This is a genomic window from Streptomyces sp. WY228 (assembly GCF_019287315.1).
In the GTDB taxonomy this organism is placed as follows: domain Bacteria; phylum Actinomycetota; class Actinomycetes; order Streptomycetales; family Streptomycetaceae; genus Streptomyces; species Streptomyces caviscabies.
In genome coordinates this window covers 1960878-1980057 of sequence record NZ_CP079114.1, presented here as the reverse complement: position 1 = coordinate 1980057, position 19180 = coordinate 1960878, and the positions used below count along the sequence as shown (strand labels likewise).

Sequence of the window (19180 nt, the reverse complement as noted above, 5' to 3'; positions counted from 1 at the left end):
CTTCGTCGTCGCCGCCGGGCCCCCGACGGCCCATGATGCCGGGGGCCGTGCGCGTCAGCGGTGAAGCGCGGCCGTTCGGTACTGTCGGCGGCGATGGACAAGACCTTGATCGTGACCAATGACTTCCCGCCCCGCCCCGGTGGCATCCAGGCGTTCCTGCACAACATGGCGCTGCGCCTGGATCCCGACCGGGTCGTCGTCTACGCCTCCACCTGGAAGCGCGGCGAGGAGGGCGCGGCGGCCACCGCCGCCTTCGACGCCGAGCAGCCCTTCACCGTGGTCCGCGACCGCACCACGATGCTGCTGCCGACCCCGCGCGTCACCCGCCGGGCCACCGCCCTGCTGCGCGAACACGACTGCACCTCCGTCTGGTTCGGCGCGGCCGCCCCGCTCGGCCTGATGGCCCCGGCGCTGCGCCGCGCGGGCGCCCGGCGGCTGGTGGCCACCACCCACGGGCACGAGGCCGGCTGGGCGCAGCTGCCCGCCTCCCGGCAACTGCTGCGCCGCATCGGCGAAGGCACGGACACGATCACCTATCTCGGTGAGTACACCCGCTCCCGGATCGCCGCCGCCCTCACCCCGGACGCGGCCGGCCGCATGGTGCAACTGCCGCCCGGCGTCGACGAGAAGACCTTCCACCCGGGCTCCGGCGGCGACAGGGTCCGGGCCCGGCTCGGGCTCTCCGACCGCCCGGTGGTCGTCTGCGTCTCCCGCCTGGTGCCGCGCAAGGGCCAGGACACCCTGATCCTGGCCATGCCCGCGATCCTGGCGCAGATCCCGGACGCGGTGCTGCTGATCGTCGGCGGCGGACCGTACGCCGAGGACCTGAAGCGCCTCGCGGCGGAGACCGGCGTCCAGGACTCGGTGCGCTTCACCGGGGCGGTGCCCTGGGCCGAACTGCCTGCGCACTACGGGGCCGGTGACGTCTTCGCCATGCCGTGCCGGACCCGGCGGCGGGGGCTCGACGTGGAGGGCCTCGGCATCGTCTACCTGGAGGCGTCCGCGACCGGACTGCCCGTGGTGGCCGGCGACTCGGGCGGCGCCCCGGACGCGGTGCTCGACGGCGAGACCGGGTGGGTGGTGCGCGGCGGCAGTGCCGAGGAGTCGGCGGACCGGATCGTGACGCTGCTCGGCGACCCGGAGCTGCGGCAGCGGATGGGGGAGCGGGGCCGGGCCTGGGTCGAGGAGAAGTGGCGCTGGGACCTGCTGGCGGAGAAGCTCAAGACGTTGTTGTGACCGTACGGCGAAGGGGCCCGCGCTCTGCGAAAGGCGCGGGCCCCTCCGACGTATCCCCTCAGGCGCGGTAGATCGACTCCACCTCGTCCGCGAAGTCCTTCGCCACCACGTTCCGCTTCAGCTTCAGCGACGGCGTGATGTGGCCCGCCTCCTCGGTGAACTGGGCGGGCAGGATACGGAACTTGCGCACCGACTCGGCCTTGGAGACCGCCGCGTTGCCGTCGTCCACCGCCCGCTGCACCTCGGCCAGCAGCTCCGCGTCCTCACGCAGCGACAGGGCCGTCGAACCGGCCGGCTTGCCGTGCTCCTCGGCCCAGCGGCTGAGGAACTCCTCGTCCAGGGTGACCAGCGCGCCGACGAACGGGCGCCCGTCGCCGACCACCATGCACTCGGCGACCAGGGCGTGCGCGCGGATGCGGTCCTCGATGACGGCCGGGGCGACGTTCTTGCCGCCCGCCGTCACGATGATCTCCTTCTTGCGGCCGGTGATCGCGAGGTAGCCGTCCTCGTCGAGCGTGCCGATGTCCCCGGTGTGGAACCAGCCGTCGGCCAGCGCCTCGACGGAGGCGGATTCGTTCTTCCAGTACCCGGTGAACAGGTGCTCGCCGTGCAGCAGCACCTCGCCGTCGTCCGCGATCCGTACGACCGAACCGGGCAGCGGCTGGCCGACCGTGCCGATCTTCTGCCGGTCCCACGGGTTGAACGCGGTCGCCGCACAGGTCTCGGTCAGGCCGTAGCCCTCCAGGACCGTGAAGCCGATGCCCCGGTAGAAGTGGCCGAGCCGCTCACCGAGCGGGGCGCCGCCGGAGATCGCGAACTCGCCCCGGCCGCCGAGCACCGCGCGCAGCTTGCCGAAGACCAGCTTGTCGAAGAGCTTGTGCCGGAGCTTCAGACCGAGCGAAGGCCCCTGCGGGGTGCTCAGCGCCCGGCTGTAGGCGATCGCCGTGTCGGCGGCCCGGTCGAAGATCTTGCCCTTGCCGTCCGCCTGCGCCTTGGCGCGGGCCGCGTTGTAGACCTTCTCGAAGACCCGGGGCACACCCAGGATCAGCGTCGGCCGGAACGAGGCCAGCTCGTCGGTGAGGTTCTTGATGTCCGGGACGCAGCCGAGCTTGATCGGGGCCATCACCGAGGCCACCTCGACCAGCCGGCCGAAGACGTGCGCGGCCGGCAGGAACAGCAGCACCGAGCACTCGCCCGTACGGAACAGCGGCTTCAGCCGCTCCACCACGTTGCCGCACTCCGCGAAGAAGCTGCGGTGGGTGAGCACACAGCCCTTGGGACGGCCGGTGGTGCCCGAGGTGTAGACGATCGTCGCCGGGTCGTCCGCCTTGGCGCTGAGCATCCGCAGGTCCATGGTCTCGTCCGAGACCTCGGCACCCGCCTTGCCGAGCGCCTCCACGGCGCCCGCGTCGATCTGCCAGACGTGCTCCAGCTCCGGCAGCGCGTCCCGTACGGAGGCCACGGAGGCGGCGTGCGCGTCGCTCTCCACGAGCACCGCCACCGCCCCGGAGTCACCGAGGATCCACTGCACCTGCTCGGCGGAGCTGGTCTCGTACACCGGCACGGTCACCGCGCCCGCGCTCCAGATCGCGAAGTCCAGCAGCACCCACTCGAAACGGGTGCGCGACATCAGGGCGACCCGGTCGCCGGGCTGCACGCCCGAGGCGATCAGCCCTTTGGCGGCGGCTCTCACCTCGGCCAGGAACTGGGTGGCGCTGACGTCCGTCCAGACGCCGGCCACCTTGCGGCTCATCACCGCTACATCGGGATGCTGAGCGGCATTGCGGCGGATGAGATCCGTCAGGTTGCCGTCCGTCGGGACCTCGTACAGGGCCGGAAGGCTGAACTCGCGCAAGACTGCTGCTCCTCATCGGGCTCCGGTGCCACGGCTCTGTGTGACGCACCGGCTGCGGTCCAAGAATGGCGGGTGCTCAGTGGGGTGAGCACAACTGGACTGCCCGGACGTTACCCACCGGTACGCGGTTCCGGATAGGGGGTTCCGGCCAGATGTCTTATGCATCACACATATAAATGGCCCTTTCGCGCACAGTAGTCCACCGGTGTCCCGACGTGGAAGTAACCGCAGGTCCGGACGGTCTACCCAGCGATGGAACGGGCGGCCTAGGGTGATCCCATGCGAGGCAGCGAACCGGACAACGGGGGCTCGGCCGCCCGGTCCACCCGGATACACGTGGTCAGCGACGTGCACGGCAACACCGAGGCCCTGGCCCGCGCCGGGGACGGCGCCGACGCCCTGATCTGCCTGGGTGACCTGGTGCTCTTCCTCGACTACGCCGACCACTCGCGCGGCATCTTCCCCGACCTGTTCGGCAAGGAGAACGCCACCCGCATCGTCGCCCTGCGCACCGCCCGCCGCTACGACGAGGCCCGCGCCTTCGGCCGCGAACTGTGGGCGGGCCGCGACCGCAACACCGAGATCCTCGGCGCGGTACGCAGGCAGTACGCCGAACTCTTCGCCGCCTTCCCCACCCCGACGTACGCCACCTACGGCAACGTCGACGTCCCCGGCCTCTGGCCGGAGTACGCCCGCCCCGGCACCACCGTGCTGGACGGCGAGCGCGTCGAGATCGGCGGCCGGGTCTTCGGCTTCGTCGGCGGCGGCCTCAAGACCCCGATGAACACCCCGTACGAGATCAGCGACGAGGAGTACGCGGCCAAGGTCGAGGCGCTCGGCCCGGTCGACGTCCTCTGCTCGCACATCCCGCCCGAGGTCCCCGAGCTGACGTACGACACCGTCGCCCGCCGCTTCGAACGCGGCAGCACCGCCCTGCTGGAGGCGATCCGCGCCACCCGCCCCCGGTACGCGCTTTTCGGCCATGTTCACCAGCCGTTGGTCCGCCGGATGCGGATCGGTACCACCGAGTGCGTCAACGTCGGCCACTTCGCCTCGACCGGAAAGCCCTGGGCGCTCACCTGGTGACCGCGGGCGGCCGGGCCGTGGACCGGAGCGCCCCGGGCACGCGATAGCCTGCACAGCGGCAGGCTCCTGCCGAACGCGACCGGAAACACCGCACTGGAGGGCCACGGCGATGGCTGAACACACCAGCTCGAGCATCACGATCGAGGCGGCACCGGCCGACGTCATGGGCGTGATCGCCGACTTCGCCCGCTACCCGGAGTGGACCGGCGAGGTCAAGGAGGCCGAGGTCCTCTCCACCGACGACCAGGGCCGCGCCGAGCAGGTCCGCCTCGTCCTGGACGCCGGAGCGATCAAGGACGACCACGTCCTCTCCTACACCTGGACCGGCGAGAACGAGGTCAGCTGGAGCCTGGTCAAGTCTCAGATGCTGCGCTCCCTGGACGGCACCTACGCGCTCGCCCCGATCGGCGGCGGCGAGCGCACCGAGGTCACCTACCGGCTCGCCGTCGACGTCAAGATCCCGCTGCTCGGCATGATCAAGCGCAAGGCCGAGAAGGTCATCATCGACCGCGCCCTGGCCGGTCTGAAGAAGCGCGTCGAGTCCGCCCCGGGGACCTGAGAGCCGTGCGTACGGTACTGGTCACCGGCCTCGGCGGCGCGGGCCGCAGCACCGTCGCCGCCGCCACCGCACTGGCCGCCGCCGCACGGGGCGACCGCACCCTCCTGATCTCCGCCGAGGTCATACCCGGCCTCCCCGCCGGTACGGAACCCACCCGGGTCGCCGACCGCCTGGACCACGCCCGTATCGACTCCGGCGAGCACTTCCGCGCCGAACTCACCGAACTCCAGAAGCGCGCTTCCGGCGTCCTGGACCTGCTCGGCGCGGGCCGGCTGGAGGGCGAGGAGCTCACCGAACTCCCCGGCTCCGCGCAGCTCGCCCTGCTGCACACGCTGCGCCGGGCCGCCGAGGGCGACTGGTCCGGCTACGACACCCTCGTCGTCGACCTCCCGCCGTTCACCGAGGCCCTCGCCCTGCTCGCCCTGCCGCAGCAGCTGCGCCGCTATCTGCGCCGGCTGCTCCCCGCCGAACGCCAGGCCGCCCGCGCCCTGCGCCCGGTCCTCGCCCAGCTCGCCGGGGTCCCGATGCCCGCGCAGTGGCTGTACGAGGCCGCCGCCCGCAAGGACGAGGAGCTGGCCGCCGTCCAGGCCCTGATCGAGGACGGCTCCACCACGCTCCGGCTGGTCGCGGAGCCGGGCCCGGCCGCCGAGGACGCCCTGCGCACCGCCCGGACCGGCCTCGCTCTGCACGGACTGAGCGCCGACCTGCTGGTCGCCTCCCGGGTGCTGCCCCGGCACTCCTCCGACCCCTGGTTCGCCGCGCTCGCCGCCCAGCAGGAGAAGTGCCTGGACCACTGGAACCAGGACGTGGCCCCGGACGTCCCCGTGCACGAGGCCGCCCACCTGGGCCGCGACCCGCAGGGCCCGGACGACCTGGCCGCGCTGGAGCTCCCCGCCCCCGACGACCGCACGCCCGGCCGCGCCGAGGACCCCTGGTGGACCGAGGAGGAGACCGGCGCCGAGGAGACGCCGACGGTCCTCACCTGGTGCCTGCCGCTGCCCGGGGCCGCCAAGGAGGACCTGCGCCTGGTCCGCCGGGGCGACGAACTGCTCCTGACCGTCGGCCCCTTCCACCGGATCATCCGGATCGCCTCCGCGCTGCGCCGCTGCACCGTCTCCGGCGCGGCCCTGGCCGACGGGGTGCTGCGGGTGCGGTTCACCCCGGATCCGGCCCTGTGGCCGCGCACCTCCTGAACGGCGTGCGGCCATTCGGGTAACGTCGGTGGTACGTGAACCGCAGGCCGACCGTCGGCCGCCCGCGTCGCAGGAGTCCGCCATGAGTGAAGCCACCGATCGTCCCGTCGACGGCGACGCGTGGGCCGACGCCTGCGCCGAGGACCTCGCCGCCGAGAAGGCCCGCCGCCGGGCGCAGTACGGTACGCCACCCGGCTCCGCCGCCGAGGAGCTGCGCAAGCTGGTCGACGCAGTCGCCGACAAGGTCTCCTCGCTCCAGACCCCGCTGCTCGGCGTCGCCGCCCAGGGCGCGGTCCAGCAGGCCATCCGGCAGGCGAAGTCCGCCGTGGAACCCGTCATCGAGCGCAACCCGGAGCTCTTCGACCACCTCGCCGCCGCGGGCAACGAGCTGCTGGCCGCCTACCGCTCCGCGGTCGAGGGCCAGGAGAGCCGCTGGACCCGCACCACCGAGGGCGCGGCGGGCACCGCCGGCCCCGCGAAGCAGGCCGCCGAGGACCCGTCCGACCCCCGGGACGAAGGCCCCTCCGGCACCGAACGCATCGACCTCGACTGACCGGACACAACGGCCGGGACCGACCGGCCCCGGCCGGGCCGGGCCACGCCTCGGGTACGGTTGCCCCTAGCGGGGCTCGACCGAAACTGAGGGATTCATGGGACTCACCATCGGCGTCGATATCGGCGGCACGAAGATCGCGGCTGGAGTGGTCGACGAAGAGGGCCGGATCCTCTCGACGTTCAAGGTGGCGACCCCGCCGACGGCCGAAGGCATCGTCGACGCGATCTGCGCGGCGGTGGCCGGGGCGAGCGAGGGCCACGACGTGGAGGCCGTCGGCATCGGCGCCGCCGGTTACGTCGACGACAAGCGCGCCACCGTCCTGTTCGCACCGAACATCAACTGGCGCCACGAACCGCTCAAGGACAAGGTCGAGCAGCGTGTCGGCCTGCCCGTCGTCGTCGAGAACGACGCCAACGCCGCGGCCTGGGGCGAGTATCGCTTCGGGGCCGGCCAGGGCCACGACGACGTCATCTGCATCACGCTCGGCACCGGCCTCGGCGGCGGCATCATCATCGGCAACAAGCTGCGCCGCGGACGCTTCGGCGTGGCCGCCGAGTTCGGCCACATCCGGGTCGTCCCGGACGGACTGCTGTGCGGTTGCGGCAGCCAGGGCTGCTGGGAGCAGTACGCCTCCGGCCGCGCGCTCGTCCGGTACGCCAAGCAGCGCGCCAACGCCACCCCCGAGAACGCCGCCGTCCTGCTCGGTCTCGGCGACGGCTCGGTGGACGGCATCGAGGGCAAGCACATCAGCGAGGCCGCCCGCCAGGGCGACCCGGTGGCCATCGACTCCTTCCGCGAGCTGGCCCGCTGGGCCGGCGCCGGACTGGCCGACCTCGCCTCGCTGTTCGACCCGTCCGCGTTCATCGTCGGCGGCGGCGTCTCGGACGAGGGCGAGCTCGTCCTCGACCCGATCCGCAAGTCGTTCCGGCGCTGGCTGATCGGCGGCGAGTGGCGCCCGCACGCCCAGGTGCTGGCCGCTCAACTCGGCGGCAAGGCAGGGCTCGTGGGCGCGGCCGACCTGGCCCGCCAGGGCTGACCGGCCCGGCCGCATCCGAGCACGACGGACGCCCGTCGCCGCCCTCCGGGGCAGCGGCGGGCGTCCGTCGTAGGGTGGCCCGCATGGTCCTGACGCCGTTGCCCGACTCCCGTACCGAGCCGGACGGTTCAGCCGTGATCCGCGTGCTGAGCTACAACGTCCGCTCCCTGCACGACGACACCGCCGCACTGGCCCGGGTGATCAGCGCCTGCGCGCCCGACCTGGTCCTCGTCCAGGAGGCCCCGCGCTTCTTCCGCTGGCGCAAGGCCGCGGCCAGGCTCGCGAAGAGCAGCGGTCTGGTGGTGCTGAGCGGCGGGGCCACCGCCGCCGGGCCGCTGCTGCTCTGCTCGCTGCGGGCCTCCGTCGAGCGCACCGAGGACGTCCTGCTGCCGCTCACCCCCGGCCTGCACCGCAGGGGCTTCGCCACCGCCGTGGTGCGGATCGCCGGGGCCCGGCTCGGGGTGCTGAGCTGCCATCTGAGCCTCCAGCGCGACGAACGCCTCGCCCAGGCGGACCTGCTGCTGGAGCGGCTGGCGGCCATGGGCGTGGAGCACGCGGTGGCAGGCGGCGACCTCAACGACGTACCGACCGGGAAGGCCTTCCGGCGGCTGGCCGGGACGCTTCAGGACTGCCGGGCCGTCGCCCCGTGGGGCGGCGAGCTCACCTTCCCGCCCGACGCGCCCCGTAAGCGCATCGACGCGGTGTTCGCGACCCCGGGCATCGAGGTGCTCGGCTGCGGGGTGCCGAGCGGACTGCCCGGGGTGAGCGAGGACGACCTGAGGGCGGCCACGGACCATCTGCCGGTCCTGGCCGCCCTCAGGGTGCCCGTCACGCGCTGACCTACACGACCGCGCCGCGCCCCGGGTCGCCGTAGGTGTCGTCATCGTCGTCGTGCGGCATCCGGGCCACCAGGGTGGCGAAGCCGCCGAGGAAGCCGCCGATGCAGAGCGTGGTGAGCCACCACGTCATCTCCCACCGCAGCAGCACCGCGATCAGCATCAGCACCGGCCCGCCGATCACCGCGAGCCAGGCGAACTTCGCCGTGACGTCGGCCTCCGGCAGCGGCGGCGGCTCCGGGGGCACGAAATGACCCTCGTCCGCGTCGTCCGGCACATCGATGCCGTCGTCCTTGGACTCGGGCAGTTCGTAGTCCCGCGGACCGGCGACGCCGGGCGCGAAGACCACGGAACTGCCGAGCGGCTTCTTCTCCGGCGGCTTCGGGGGCGTCTTGCCGGACCCCTTGTCCGCCGGGTCACCGGCGGAGCCGTCGTCCGGCCCGGTCACATTGCGCTGGTCGTCCTCCAGCAGGGCCAGGTCCTCGATGGACTTGAACGGCTTGGCGCCCGGCGGGTCCGGCGGCTCCTCCCCGTACCCCGCGACGATCGCGGCCCACGCCGCGTCCTCGTCGATCGCCCGCTCCTGCTCCGCGCCCCCGTCGCCGGCCGGCTTCGTCCCCTCCGGGACGGCCGCGGGCTCCGTGGCGCGCGGTTCGCGCTCCTCGTCGCTGCCTGTGCGTTCCGCGTCGTGCTCAGCCACCGGACGTGCTCCCCTTCATCCCGACGTTCGGTGCGAGACGGCCGATGAACCGGTAGCTCTCATCGAAGATCCGCTCCGCATCATGGTCCAACGTCGCCACGTGGTAGCTCTGTTCCAGCAGGATCTCCGAAACATCCGTGGAGGAGATCCGGCCGAGGATCCGCGCGCTGTCCGCGGGCGGCACGACATGGTCCTGCGGGCTGTGCAGCAGCACCACCGGCTGGGTCACCTGGGGCAGCTCCCCGTCGACCAGCCGGAGGAACTTCCGCAGCGAGTGCGCGGCGTGCAGCGGCACCTTGGTGTAGCCCACCTCGTGCGAGCCCGGCAGCGCGATGTCGTCGGCCACGCCCTTCGTCGTCCGCACCAGGTGACGGGCGACGGGCAGCGCGTACGCCGAGAGGCCGTGCACCTTGTTGGCCGGGTTGACCAGCACCAGACCGCTGATCACGTCCCCGTGCTTGGCCGCCAGCCGCAGACTCAGCGCGCCGCCCATGGACAGCCCGAAGACGAAGACCTGCTCGCACTTCTCCGCCAGGACCCGCAGCTCCCGGTCGACCTCCGCGTACCAGTCCTGCCAGCCGGTGACCGCCATGTCCTCCCAGCGGGTGCCGTGGCCGGGCAGCAGCGGCAGCGAGACCGTCAGCCCGCGCTCGGCGAGGTGGTCGGCCCAGGGGCGCAGCGACTGCGGGGATCCGGTGAAGCCGTGGCAGAGGAGGACGCCGACCTCTCCGCCCTCGTGGCGGAACGGCTCGGCTCCAGGGAGGACCGGCACCAGGGTCTCCTGTTCATGGGACGGGGTGGGGGCGGGCGGGGCACCTGGGGGAGTGCTCGACGGATGACTTCACCGTACGCGACCGGACCGACACCGACCAGGGCCGTCACGCCCCCGGAGGCCGCCCCGCTGGGCCCGGGTGCGCAGCCGGGGCCCCTGCCGGGCAGAGGCCGCGACGGCCGCACAGGTTAAGGTCTGACCGACAGCACACAGGAGGCACAAGAGTTGATCTACGGCGCAATGAAGTTCTCCATCGGCGGGTCCCTGAAGCTCGCCTTCCGGCCGTGGGTGGAGGGCCTGGAGAACATCCCCGAGCGCGGTCCGGCGATCCTCGCGAGCAACCACCTGTCGTTCTCCGACTCGTTCTTCCTCCCGGCCGTGCTGGACCGCAAGGTCACGTTCATCGCCAAGGCCGAGTACTTCACCGCACCCGGAGTGAAGGGCAAGCTCACCGCCGCCTTCTTCAAGGGCGTCGGCCAGCTCCCCGTCGACCGCTCCGGAGCCCGCGGCGCGGGTGAGGCGGCGATCAGGGCGGGCATCCAGGTCGTCGAGAGCGGGGGCCTCTTCGGCATCTACCCCGAGGGCACCCGCTCGCCCGACGGCCGCCTCTACCGGGGCAAGCCCGGCGGTCTGGCCCGGGTCGCGCTGGCCACCGGAGCCCCGGTGATCCCGGTCGCCATGATCGACACCGAGAAGATCCAGCCGCCCGGCCAGGTGATGCCCAAGCTGATGCGCCCCGGCATCCGGATCGGCAAGCCGCTGGACTTCAGCCGCTACCAGGGCATGGACGGCGACCGCTTCATCCTGCGCTCGGTGACCGACGAGGTCATGTACGAGATCATGAAGCTCTCCGGCCAGGAGTACGTGGACATCTACGCCACCGCCGCCAAGCGCCAGATCGCCGACGAGGCGAAGGCCAGGTCGGAGGAGGCGAAGGCCAGGGCCGACGAGGCGAAGCGGGCCCAGAAGCAGGCCGCCGCGAGCGACGAGAACGGAACGGAACGGTCCGGCGCGTAACCGCGTCGTTCACCGTCCGGGGGGTGGGCCATGGCCAAGCGTGAGCGGGTCGTACGGATGTCGGTCGAGCTGCCGCTGTGGCGTGCGCTGACGGGCTACCGCGTCCTGACGATGATCTACGCGGTGCTCCTCGCGATCTTCGGCAAGGACAACGCCGGCCAGCAGAGGTTCGAGCGGCCCTGGGTGGCCGTCGCGTATCTGGCGTTCCTCTTCGTCTGGACGCTCGCCACGCTGCCGAAGGTCCGCTCGGCGGCGAGCTGCACCAAACGCTTCCTCGTCGCCGACCTGGTCGTCGCGCTGACCGGCATCCTGCTCACCCCGCTCGCCGACTTCGACAGCCAGTCCTTCGACGGCCCGACGCTGCCGTCGATCTGGACGGCCGGCGCGGTCCTCGCCTTCGCGATCAAGGGCGGCTGGCGGTGGGCGGCCTTCGCCTCCACCTTCGTCGCCGCCGCCAACATCATCCAGCGCGGCGAGCCCAGCCGGGACACCTACCACAACGTCCTGCTGGTCTGGGTCGCCTCCATCGCCATCGGGTACGTCGTCGAGGTCGCCCGCGCCAGTGAGCGCACCCTCGCCCGCGCCCTGGAGATCGAGGCCGCCACCCGCGAACGCGAACGGCTCGCCCGCGACATCCACGACAGCGTCCTCCAGGTCCTCGCCATGGTGCAGCGCCGGGGCACCGCCATCGGCGGTGAGGCGGCCGAGCTGGGCCGGATGGCCGGGGAACAGGAGGTCGCCCTGCGCACCCTGGTCTCCAGCGGCCTGGTCCCGCCGACCCGGGTCTCCGAGGACGCCGCCGAGGGCGCCGTGGTCCGCACGGTCGAGGTGGACGAGGCGGACGAGGCGGAGCGCTCCGGCGACGGGGTCACCTGTGACCTCAGGGCCCTGCTCGCCCCGCACGCCGGATCCCGTACGAGCTTCGCCGAACCGGGCGCCCCGGTGCTCCTGCCCGCCGCGTCCGCCCGGGAGCTGGCCGCCGCCGTCAGCGCCGCCCTGGACAACGTCCGGGTGCACGCCGGCCCGGACGCCCAGGCGTGGATCCTGGTCGAGGACGAGCCGGACGAGGTGATCGTCACCGTCCGGGACGACGGCCCCGGCATCCCGGAGGGGCGGCTCGCCCAGGCGGAGGGGGAGGGGCGGCTCGGGGTCGCGCTGTCCATCCGCGGCCGGCTGCGCGACCTGGGCGGCACGGCAGAGCTGATCTCGGTGCCCGGACAGGGCTGCGAGGTCGAGTTGAAGGTTCCGAAAGCACCGAAGGTTTCCCGGGGGAAGGCAGGATCGGCCCGATGAGCACGAACACACCGCAGGACGAGCAAGGGGCGGCGGACCGGCCCATCAAGGTGATGGTCGTCGACGACCACCCCATGTGGCGCGACGCGGTCGCCCGCGACCTGGCCGAGTCCGGCTTCGACGTCGTCGCGACCGCCGGGGACGGCCCGCAGGCGGTCCGCCGGGCCAAGGCCGTGGGCCCGGACGTCCTGGTCCTCGACCTGAACCTCCCCGGCATGCCCGGCGTCCAGGTCTGCAAGGAGCTCGTCGGCTCCCACCCGGGCCTGCGGGTCCTGGTCCTCTCCGCGAGCGGCGAGCACGCCGACGTCCTGGAGGCGGTGAAGTCCGGGGCCACCGGCTATCTGCTGAAGTCCGCCTCCACCCAGGAGCTGACCGACGCCGTCCGCTCCACCGCGGCCGGCGACCCGGTCTTCACCCCGGGTCTGGCCGGGCTGGTCCTCGGTGAGTACCGCAGGCTCGCCTCCGACCCCGCACCCGTGGCGTCGAACGAGCCCAAGGCCCCGCAGCTCACCGACCGGGAGACCGAGGTGCTGCGGCTGGTCGCCAAGGGGCTCTCGTACAAGCAGATCGCCGAACGCCTGGTCATCTCGCACCGCACCGTGCAGAACCATGTGCAGAACACCCTCGGCAAGCTCCAGCTGCACAACCGGGTGGAGCTCGTGCGCTACGCCATCGAGCGCGGCCTCGACGACGTCTGATCCGGCGGGCCCGGAAGCAGCGCCGTAATATGCGCGATATTCGCGTATATGCGGCGCTGCCCCTGTCCTGCCCTCCAGACACAGCTCGGGAGAACCCGTGGAAATCCTGGCCTTCGGTGTGCAGTCCGACGAGAAGCCCCTGATCGAGAAGGCCTTCGAGGGGCTGCACGAGGTCCGCTGTCTGGACGTCTTCCTGAACCGGGACACCGCGCCCATCGCGGCCGGTCACGAGATCATCTCCACCAGCGTCAACGCCGACCTCGGCTCCCCGGTGCTCCAGACGCTCGCCGCGGGCGGCACGCAGATGATCGCCCAGCGCTCCACCGGCTTCAACAACATCGACCTGGAGGTCGCCGAGCGCCTGGCCCTGCGCGTCGCCCGGGTCTCGTACTACTCGCCGTACTCGGTCGCCGAATTCGCCTGGACGCTCGCCATGGCCGTCAACCGGCGCATCATCCGCGCCGCGAGCCGCACCCGTGACTTCGACTTCCGCCTCGACGGACTGCTCGGCCGGGACATGCGCGGCCGGACCGTCGGCGTGCTCGGCACCGGGAAGATCGGCGAGGCGTTCACCCGGATCGCCCACGGCTTCGGCATGAAGCTGCTCGGCTGGGACGTGGCCCGGAACCCGGCCTGCGTCGAACTGGGCATGGAGTACGTCGACAAGGACCGGCTGTTCGCCGAGGCCGACCTGATCAGCCTGCACGTACCGCTGCTGCCCAGCACCCAGCACATCATCGACGAGGCCGCCCTCAAGGCGATGAAGGACGACGCGATCCTCGTCAACTCCAGCCGCGGCGGCCTCATCGACACCGCCGCTCTGGTCACCGAACTGCGCGCGGGCCGCTTCCTCGGCGTCGGACTCGACGTGTACGAGGCGGAGGCCGGACTGTTCTTCCTCGACAAGTCGCTGGAGGGCATCGACGACGACACCCTCGCCCGCCTGGTGACCTTCCCGAACGTCGTCGTCACCTCCCACCAGGCGTACTACACCGAGGACGCGGTGGGCCAGATCGTCGACGCGACCGTCCAGAACGTCACCGACTACCTGGCCCGCCGCCACAGCGAGAACGTCCTCGTACCCAGGACTCCCTAGAGGGCGCCCTGCCTCAGCTCGGCACGGGCAGCCCCGCCAGCAGCTCCGTCACGATCGCCGAGCCCCGCACGGTCAGCACCGACTCCGGGTGGAACTGCACCGAGGCGAAGCCCGGTCCGCGCAGCGCGTGCAGCTCACCGCTCTCCTCGTCACGGCTCACCTCGATGCCGTGCGCGGCCAGCTCGGCGGCGGCCGGGCCGTCGCACCGAGCGGTGAAGCTGTTGTAGAAGCCCACCGTCTCCGGCCGCCCGAACAGCTCGATCCGGGTCTGCGCCCCCTGGTACGGCACGGCCTTGCGCACGATCTCCAGTCCCAGCTCCGCCGCGATCAGCTCGTGCCCGAGGCAGACGCCCAGCAGCCCGTGCCGGTGGTCCCGCACCAGCTCGGCGGTGATCTCGCGCAGCAGCCGCATTTTCGGGTCGGTGAGATCGCCCGGATTCCCAGGGCCGGGGCCCAGCACCACGGGCCCCTCGTGCGCCCGGACCACCTCGCGCAGCCCCGGCTCGTCGTAGCGGCGCACCGAGACGTCAAGACCGGAGGCCCGCAGCAGATGGGCCAGCATCGCGGTGAACGTGTCCTCGCCGTCCACCACCAGCGCGTGCCCGGCCAGATCCCGGACCCGCTCCTGCATCCGCAGCCAGAACGGGGCGAGGGAACCGCGCCGGTCGTCCAGCGCCGCCCGCACCCGGGGGTCGGAGGCCAGCCGCGGCCGGTCCGCCTCCGCCGTCGGGCGGCCCGGCCGCACACCGAGGGCGGCCAGCACCCCGGCCGCCTTGGCGTGCGTCTCGGCGACCTCGCTCTCCGGGTCCGAATGGCGTACGAGCGTGGCGCCGACGGGCACCCCGAGCGAGCCGTCCGGGGCGATGTCGGCGGTACGGATCAGGATCGGCGAGTCCAGCGTCTGCGCCCCGCTGGCGTCCCGGCCCAGCAGGGCCAGCGCCCCCGCGTAGTAGCCGCGGCCCCCGGGCTCGTACCGCTCGATGACCCGGCACGCGTTCTGCACCGGGGAGCCGGTCACGGTCGCCGCGAACATCGTCTCGCGCAGTACGTCCCGCACATCCAGCGAGGACTTCCCGCGCAGCTCGTACTCGGTGTGCGCGAGGTGCGCCATCTCCTTGAGCCGGGGCCCGACGACCACCCCGCCCATGTCGCCCACCGTGCACATCATCTTCAGCTCCTCGTCGACCACCATGGACAGCTCCTCGCTCTCCTTGCGGTCGCCGAGGAACGTCAGCAGGCTCTCGGCGGTGGGCCCCCCGTCCGGGTAGCGGTAGGTCCCGCTGATCGGGTTCATCACGACCGTCCCGCCGGACATCCGCACATGCACCTCGGGGCTGGCACCGACCAGCACGCGGGCCCCGGTGTGGACGACGAACGTCCAGTACGCGCCCCGCTCGCCCGCCAGCAGCCGCCGGAACAGCGCCAGCGCGTCCGCCCGCCCGAAGCCGGGGATCTCGCCCCGGAACGTCCGCCGGATCACGAAGTTCGCGCCCTCGCCCTGCCCGATCTCGTCCCGGATCACCCGCCGCACGATGTCCGCGTACTCCTCGTCCGGCACGTCGAAGCCGTGGTCCGTCACGCTCACGTCATGGGCGGGCAGCGCCGCCAGCAGCTCCGCGAGCTCCAGCTCATGCGTCTCGTCGGCGACCAGCACGCTCAGCGGGGTGCCGTCGTCGCGCACGTCGAAGCCGCGCTCGGCGATCTGCCGGAACGGCACCAGGGCGAGCGCGGGCGACGCGCCCACCGGCAGATCGGCCAGCCGCTCCGCCTCCCGCACCCCGCCGATCAGCAGTTCGACGTGATCGTGGTCACGGCCGGGCGTACGCCGGCGCAGCAGGGCGAAGGGCGGGGCGTCGTCGGCGAGCAGCCGGCGGACGAGGGCGGCGGCGGACGGGGACGAGGTCTGGGACATGGGGAGCAGGTTCCTTCCGGACGGTCCGTACGGGGCCCACAGGGGATCCGCACGGGGTTCACAGGGAGAGGAACGGCTCCTGAACACAGAAAAAGCCGCCCCTCGGGCGGCCTTCGCGAAGTGTCAGCGCGATGAATCAGCGGGCCGCCGGATGAGCGGTCCACCACCAGTTCTGGATCGAGATCTGGATCTGTTGCGTCGACATGCTGCGACCCTAGCGGACGTTCCGGGCATCGGAGCGGGTGTCTCAACTATTGAGCGCTCGAATGGACGCCCTCCGCGAACCCGTAATGTTGTCCACGTGACCGTGAACGCCAATACCTCCGTCGCCGGTGGCAACACCTGGCGAGACCTTCCCGCGGCGCAGCAGCCCGAGTACCCCGACTCCGAGGCCCTGCGCGATGTACTCGCGGACCTCGCGTCGTATCCGCCGCTCGTCTTCGCCGGCGAGTGCGACCAGCTGCGCGCCCGCCTGGGAGCCGTCGCCAAGGGCGAGGCGTTCCTGCTGCAGGGCGGCGACTGCGCCGAGGCCTTCGACGCCGTGTCCGCCGAGCACATCCGGGCCAAGCTGAAGACGCTGCTCCAGATGAGCGCCGTCCTGACCTACGCGGCCTCCGTGCCCGTGGTGAAGGTCGGCCGGATCGCGGGCCAGTACTCCAAGCCGCGCTCCAAGTCGACCGAGACCCGCGACGGCGTGACCCTGCCGACCTACCGCGGCGACTCGGTGAACGGCTTCGCCTTCACCGAGGAGGCCCGGGTCCCGGACCCGGCGCGGCTGAAGCAGATGTACCACGCGTCCTCCTCCACGCTGAACCTGGTGCGCGCCTTCACCACCGGCGGTTACGCCGACCTGCGCCAGGTCCACGCCTGGAACCAGGACTTCGTGAAGTCGTCGCCGGCCGGTCAGCGCTACGAGGCTCTGGCCCGCGAGATCGACAACGCGCTGAACTTCATGAAGGCGTGCGGCACCGACCCGGCCGAGTTCAAGGCGGTCGAGTTCTACGCCTCGCACGAGGCGCTGCTGCTGGACTACGAGACGGCGCTGACCCGCACCGACTCGCGCACCGGCGAGCTGTACGACACCTCCGGTCACATGGTCTGGATCGGTGAGCGCACCCGCCAGATGGACGGCGCGCACATCGAGTTCGCCTCGAAGGTCCGCAACCCGATCGGCATCAAGCTCGGCCCGACGACCACCGTGGACGAGGCGCTCGGTTACGTCGAACGCCTCGACCCGGACCGCGAGCCCGGCCGGCTGACCTTCATCGTCCGCATGGGCGCCGACAAGGTCCGCGACAAGCTCCCCGAGCTGGTCGAGAAGGTCACCGCATCGGGCGCGACCGTCGCCTGGGTGACCGACCCGATGCACGGCAACACCTTCGAGGCCGCCTCCGGCCACAAGACGCGCCGCTTCGACGACGTCCTGGACGAGGTCAAGGGCTTCTTCGAGGTGCACAAGGGCCTCGGCACCCACCCGGGCGGCATCCATGTGGAGCTGACCGGCGACGATGTCACCGAGTGCGTGGGCGGCGGCCACGAGATCTTCGTGGACGATCTGCACCAGCGCTACGAGACGGCCTGCGACCCCCGGCTCAACCGCAGCCAGTCGCTCGACCTGGCCTTCCTCGTCGCCGAGATGTACCGCGACCAGTAGAAGTCTCCGCCGGACACACCTGTGGGGCACGGATCGATGTGATCCGTGCCCCACAGGCCGTCCCAGGACTTTTGCGCCGCCCGGGGGACGGGTAAGGTTAGGTTAGCCTCACCGACGAAGACCGGGACGGCGCCAGCGACCGACCCGCAGGGAGGTGAACCGCATGTACGTCTGCTCCTGTTTCGGCGTGACCGAGGCGCAGGTGAAGAAGCATGCGGACGCCGGTGCCTGCACACCCCGGCAGATCGCGTCGGCCTGCAAGGCCGGCACGGACTGCGGCGGTTGCGTCCGCCGCATTCAGGCGCTGCTGGGACGCGGCGACTGCCCGCGCCGCGAGCTGCTCGACCAGCGGCAGGAGCCCGTGGTCGCCTCCGTCGCCCGCCCGGCCCTCTCCGACGCCGCCTGAGCGTCAGCTCTCCGGCTGCTCGATCAGCTGGGCGATGTAGAGCGGCTCACCGAGCTTCTCGACCAGCTCCAGCTGGGTGTCGAGATAGTCGATGTGGTGCTCCTCGTCCTCCAGGATCGACTCGAAGATGTTCGCGGACGTGATGTCGCCCTTGCCGCGCATCACCTCGATACCGCGCTTGAGGCGGTCGATCGCCTCCACCTCGACCTGGCGGTCCGCCTGGAACATCTCGGTGACCGTCTGGCCCACCCGGACATGGAAAAGCCGCTGATAGTTCGGCAGGCCGTCGAGGAACAGGATCCGGTCGGTGAGGATCTCGGCGTGCTTCATCTCGTCGAAGGACTCGGCCCGGGTGTACTTGGCGAGCTTGGTCCACCCGAAGTTCTCCTGCATCTTGGCGTGCAGGAAGTACTGGTTGATGGCAGTCAGTTCGGCGGTCAGCTGCTCATTGAGAAACTCAAGGACCTCGGGGTCGCCCTGCATGGCAAAGGTTCCTTCCAACCGGTGATCGATCTGGCAAGTTGGCCAGATCCTCGCACCGCGCTCAGCGGCCGTCCAGTAAGTGCACGCTTAGTACGAGTTGCCCGGATGAGGTCCTTCCTGGTCATGACCACCCCTGCCTGTCTGTCACCATGGAGGCATGGGTCAGCCGGAAAGCCGGGAGAATCGCGAAACAGAGCAGTCCGAGCTTCCGCCGGGACAGCGACTGCAACGCGGATGGCCGGTCACCCACTACGGGCCCGTTCCCAAGTTCAAGCCCGACCGCTGGGAGTTCCGGGTCTTCGGAGCCACCGCCGACGGTGACAAGCACTGCTGGAACCACCAGGAATTCTCGGCGCTGCCGTTCTCCACGGTCGTCGCCGATCTGCACTGCGTGACGAAGTTCAGCATGCTCGGCGCCGAATGGGGCGGGATCCCCGCCCGTACGGTCCTCGAACTGGCGCCGCCCGCCCCCGACACCACCCATGTGATGGTCTGGGCCGAGTACGGCTTCTCCTCGAACCTGCGGTTGGCGGACTTCGCCTCCGAGCACACCCTCTTCGCCACCCACAAGGACGGCGAACTCCTCACCGCCGAGCACGGTTTCCCGCTGCGTCTCGTCGTTCCGCATCTGTACGCCTGGAAGGGCCCGAAGTGGGTCCGGGGCATCGAGTACATGACGGCGGACCGGCGCGGATTCTGGGAGGAACGGGGCTACCACAACATCGGCGACCCCTGGAGCGAGCAGCGCTACTCCTACCAGGAGGAGCCCGGGGACGGCCCCGAGTTGTAGCG

General features: G+C 71.6%; 20 protein-coding genes. 14 read left to right on the top strand and 6 right to left on the bottom strand.

Annotated elements, in window-relative coordinates:
* Positions 1-93: 93 nt before the first annotated feature.
* Positions 94-1236 carry a glycosyltransferase family 4 protein gene (locus KV381_RS08475; RefSeq protein WP_030622665.1) on the top strand — a complete coding sequence of 381 codons (1143 nt, stop codon included), beginning with the start codon at positions 94-96 and terminating at the stop codon, positions 1234-1236.
* A gap of 58 nt (positions 1237-1294) precedes the next feature.
* Here the strand turns inward: KV381_RS08475 and KV381_RS08470 are convergent, their stop codons facing one another.
* A complete protein-coding gene (locus KV381_RS08470; protein ID WP_030086583.1) occupies positions 1295-3091 on the bottom strand; it encodes a long-chain fatty acid--CoA ligase in 1797 nt (598 codons plus the stop codon).
* A gap of 279 nt (positions 3092-3370) precedes the next feature.
* Here KV381_RS08470 and KV381_RS08465 point away from each other — a divergent pair, with 279 nt between their 5' ends.
* From KV381_RS08465 to KV381_RS08440, 6 genes are all read left to right on the top strand, one after another.
* Entirely contained in the window at positions 3371-4177 is an 807-nt protein-coding gene (locus tag KV381_RS08465) for a metallophosphoesterase (protein WP_086778875.1), read from the top strand.
* A 109-nt stretch (positions 4178-4286) separates the two neighbouring features.
* Positions 4287-4736 (top strand): SRPBCC family protein, encoded by a 450-nt coding sequence (locus tag KV381_RS08460; protein WP_030622669.1) that lies wholly within the window; start codon positions 4287-4289, stop codon positions 4734-4736.
* Positions 4737-4741: 5 nt separating this feature from the next.
* Positions 4742-5929 (top strand): ArsA family ATPase, encoded by a 1188-nt coding sequence (locus KV381_RS08455; protein WP_218784998.1) that lies wholly within the window; start codon positions 4742-4744, stop codon positions 5927-5929.
* Between the two features lie 82 nt (positions 5930-6011).
* On the top strand, positions 6012-6482 hold the full coding sequence (locus tag KV381_RS08450; protein ID WP_030086590.1) for a DUF5304 domain-containing protein: 471 nt from the start codon (positions 6012-6014) through the stop codon (positions 6480-6482).
* Positions 6483-6579: 97 nt separating this feature from the next.
* On the top strand, positions 6580-7521 hold the full coding sequence (locus tag KV381_RS08445) for an ROK family glucokinase (RefSeq protein ID WP_030086593.1): 942 nt from the start codon (positions 6580-6582) through the stop codon (positions 7519-7521).
* Positions 7522-7604: 83 nt separating this feature from the next.
* Complete coding sequence (locus tag KV381_RS08440; protein ID WP_030622674.1) at positions 7605-8360, top strand: endonuclease/exonuclease/phosphatase family protein; 756 nt, start codon at positions 7605-7607, stop codon at positions 8358-8360.
* 1 nt (position 8361) lies between these two features.
* Here KV381_RS08440 and KV381_RS08435 read toward each other — a convergent pair whose 3' ends face one another.
* Together KV381_RS08435 and KV381_RS08430 are read right to left on the bottom strand one after the other, a co-directional pair.
* Positions 8362-9057: a hypothetical protein gene (locus KV381_RS08435; protein ID WP_030622676.1), complete on the bottom strand. Its 696-nt coding sequence runs from the start codon at positions 9055-9057 to the stop codon at positions 8362-8364.
* Positions 9050-9829, bottom strand: coding sequence for a carboxylesterase (locus tag KV381_RS08430; RefSeq protein ID WP_030086599.1), 780 nt, complete (start codon positions 9827-9829; stop codon positions 9050-9052). The genes KV381_RS08435 and KV381_RS08430 overlap by 8 nt, the downstream gene beginning before the upstream one ends.
* A 225-nt stretch (positions 9830-10054) precedes the next feature.
* Here KV381_RS08430 and KV381_RS08425 point away from each other — a divergent pair, with 225 nt between their 5' ends.
* From KV381_RS08425 to KV381_RS08410, 4 genes are all read left to right on the top strand, one after another.
* Positions 10055-10846, top strand: coding sequence for a 1-acyl-sn-glycerol-3-phosphate acyltransferase (locus KV381_RS08425; protein ID WP_030622678.1), 792 nt, complete (start codon positions 10055-10057; stop codon positions 10844-10846).
* A 30-nt stretch (positions 10847-10876) separates the two neighbouring features.
* On the top strand, positions 10877-12139 hold the full coding sequence (gene macS / locus KV381_RS08420) for a MacS family sensor histidine kinase (protein ID WP_030086602.1): 1263 nt from the start codon (positions 10877-10879) through the stop codon (positions 12137-12139).
* Complete coding sequence (locus tag KV381_RS08415) at positions 12136-12837, top strand: response regulator transcription factor (RefSeq protein ID WP_030086604.1); 702 nt, start codon at positions 12136-12138, stop codon at positions 12835-12837. Before macS ends, KV381_RS08415 begins: the two co-directional genes overlap by 4 nt.
* A 97-nt stretch (positions 12838-12934) precedes the next feature.
* Positions 12935-13933, top strand: coding sequence for a 2-hydroxyacid dehydrogenase (locus KV381_RS08410; RefSeq protein WP_030622679.1), 999 nt, complete (start codon positions 12935-12937; stop codon positions 13931-13933).
* Between the two features lie 13 nt (positions 13934-13946).
* Here the strand turns inward: KV381_RS08410 and KV381_RS08405 are convergent, their stop codons facing one another.
* Positions 13947-15845, bottom strand: coding sequence for an anthranilate synthase family protein (locus KV381_RS08405; RefSeq protein WP_193462304.1), 1899 nt, complete (start codon positions 15843-15845; stop codon positions 13947-13949).
* A gap of 136 nt (positions 15846-15981) precedes the next feature.
* Complete coding sequence (locus tag KV381_RS37035; protein WP_106429850.1) at positions 15982-16050, bottom strand: trp operon leader peptide; 69 nt, start codon at positions 16048-16050, stop codon at positions 15982-15984.
* Positions 16051-16152: 102 nt separating this feature from the next.
* On the opposite strand from KV381_RS37035, the gene KV381_RS08395 reads away from it, so the two are divergent.
* Positions 16153-17499 carry a class II 3-deoxy-7-phosphoheptulonate synthase gene (locus tag KV381_RS08395; RefSeq protein WP_167396384.1) on the top strand — a complete coding sequence of 449 codons (1347 nt, stop codon included), beginning with the start codon at positions 16153-16155 and terminating at the stop codon, positions 17497-17499.
* 163 nt (positions 17500-17662) lie between these two features.
* On the top strand, positions 17663-17905 hold the full coding sequence (locus KV381_RS08390; protein ID WP_030086612.1) for a bacterioferritin-associated ferredoxin: 243 nt from the start codon (positions 17663-17665) through the stop codon (positions 17903-17905).
* A gap of 3 nt (positions 17906-17908) precedes the next feature.
* On the opposite strand, the gene bfr is transcribed toward KV381_RS08390, so the two are convergent.
* The gene (gene bfr, locus KV381_RS08385) at positions 17909-18388 is read right to left on the bottom strand and encodes a bacterioferritin (protein WP_003969666.1); all 480 of its coding nucleotides are present in this window, start codon (positions 18386-18388) and stop codon (positions 17909-17911) included.
* A 157-nt stretch (positions 18389-18545) separates the two neighbouring features.
* On the opposite strand from bfr, the gene KV381_RS08380 reads away from it, so the two are divergent.
* Positions 18546-19178, top strand: a complete 633-nt coding sequence (locus KV381_RS08380; RefSeq protein WP_030086614.1) for a sulfite oxidase-like oxidoreductase — start codon at positions 18546-18548, stop codon at positions 19176-19178.
* The last annotated feature ends 2 nt before the right edge of the window (positions 19179-19180 follow it).

Coding starts and splice junctions, on each gene's coding strand:
- KV381_RS08475 (WP_030622665.1), top strand. CDS start 94: ATGGACAAGACCTTGATCGTGACCAATGACTTCCCGCCCCGCCCCGGT.
- KV381_RS08465 (WP_086778875.1), top strand. CDS start 3,371: ATGCGAGGCAGCGAACCGGACAACGGGGGCTCGGCCGCCCGGTCCACC.
- KV381_RS08460 (WP_030622669.1), top strand. CDS start 4,287: ATGGCTGAACACACCAGCTCGAGCATCACGATCGAGGCGGCACCGGCC.
- KV381_RS08450 (WP_030086590.1), top strand. CDS start 6,012: ATGAGTGAAGCCACCGATCGTCCCGTCGACGGCGACGCGTGGGCCGAC.
- KV381_RS08445 (WP_030086593.1), top strand. CDS start 6,580: ATGGGACTCACCATCGGCGTCGATATCGGCGGCACGAAGATCGCGGCT.
- KV381_RS08440 (WP_030622674.1), top strand. CDS start 7,605: ATGGTCCTGACGCCGTTGCCCGACTCCCGTACCGAGCCGGACGGTTCA.
- macS (WP_030086602.1), top strand. CDS start 10,877: ATGGCCAAGCGTGAGCGGGTCGTACGGATGTCGGTCGAGCTGCCGCTG.
- KV381_RS08415 (WP_030086604.1), top strand. CDS start 12,136: ATGAGCACGAACACACCGCAGGACGAGCAAGGGGCGGCGGACCGGCCC.
- KV381_RS08405 (WP_193462304.1), bottom strand. CDS start 15,845: ATGTCCCAGACCTCGTCCCCGTCCGCCGCCGCCCTCGTCCGCCGGCTG.
- KV381_RS08390 (WP_030086612.1), top strand. CDS start 17,663: ATGTACGTCTGCTCCTGTTTCGGCGTGACCGAGGCGCAGGTGAAGAAG.
- bfr (WP_003969666.1), bottom strand. CDS start 18,388: ATGCAGGGCGACCCCGAGGTCCTTGAGTTTCTCAATGAGCAGCTGACC.
- KV381_RS08380 (WP_030086614.1), top strand. CDS start 18,546: ATGGGTCAGCCGGAAAGCCGGGAGAATCGCGAAACAGAGCAGTCCGAG.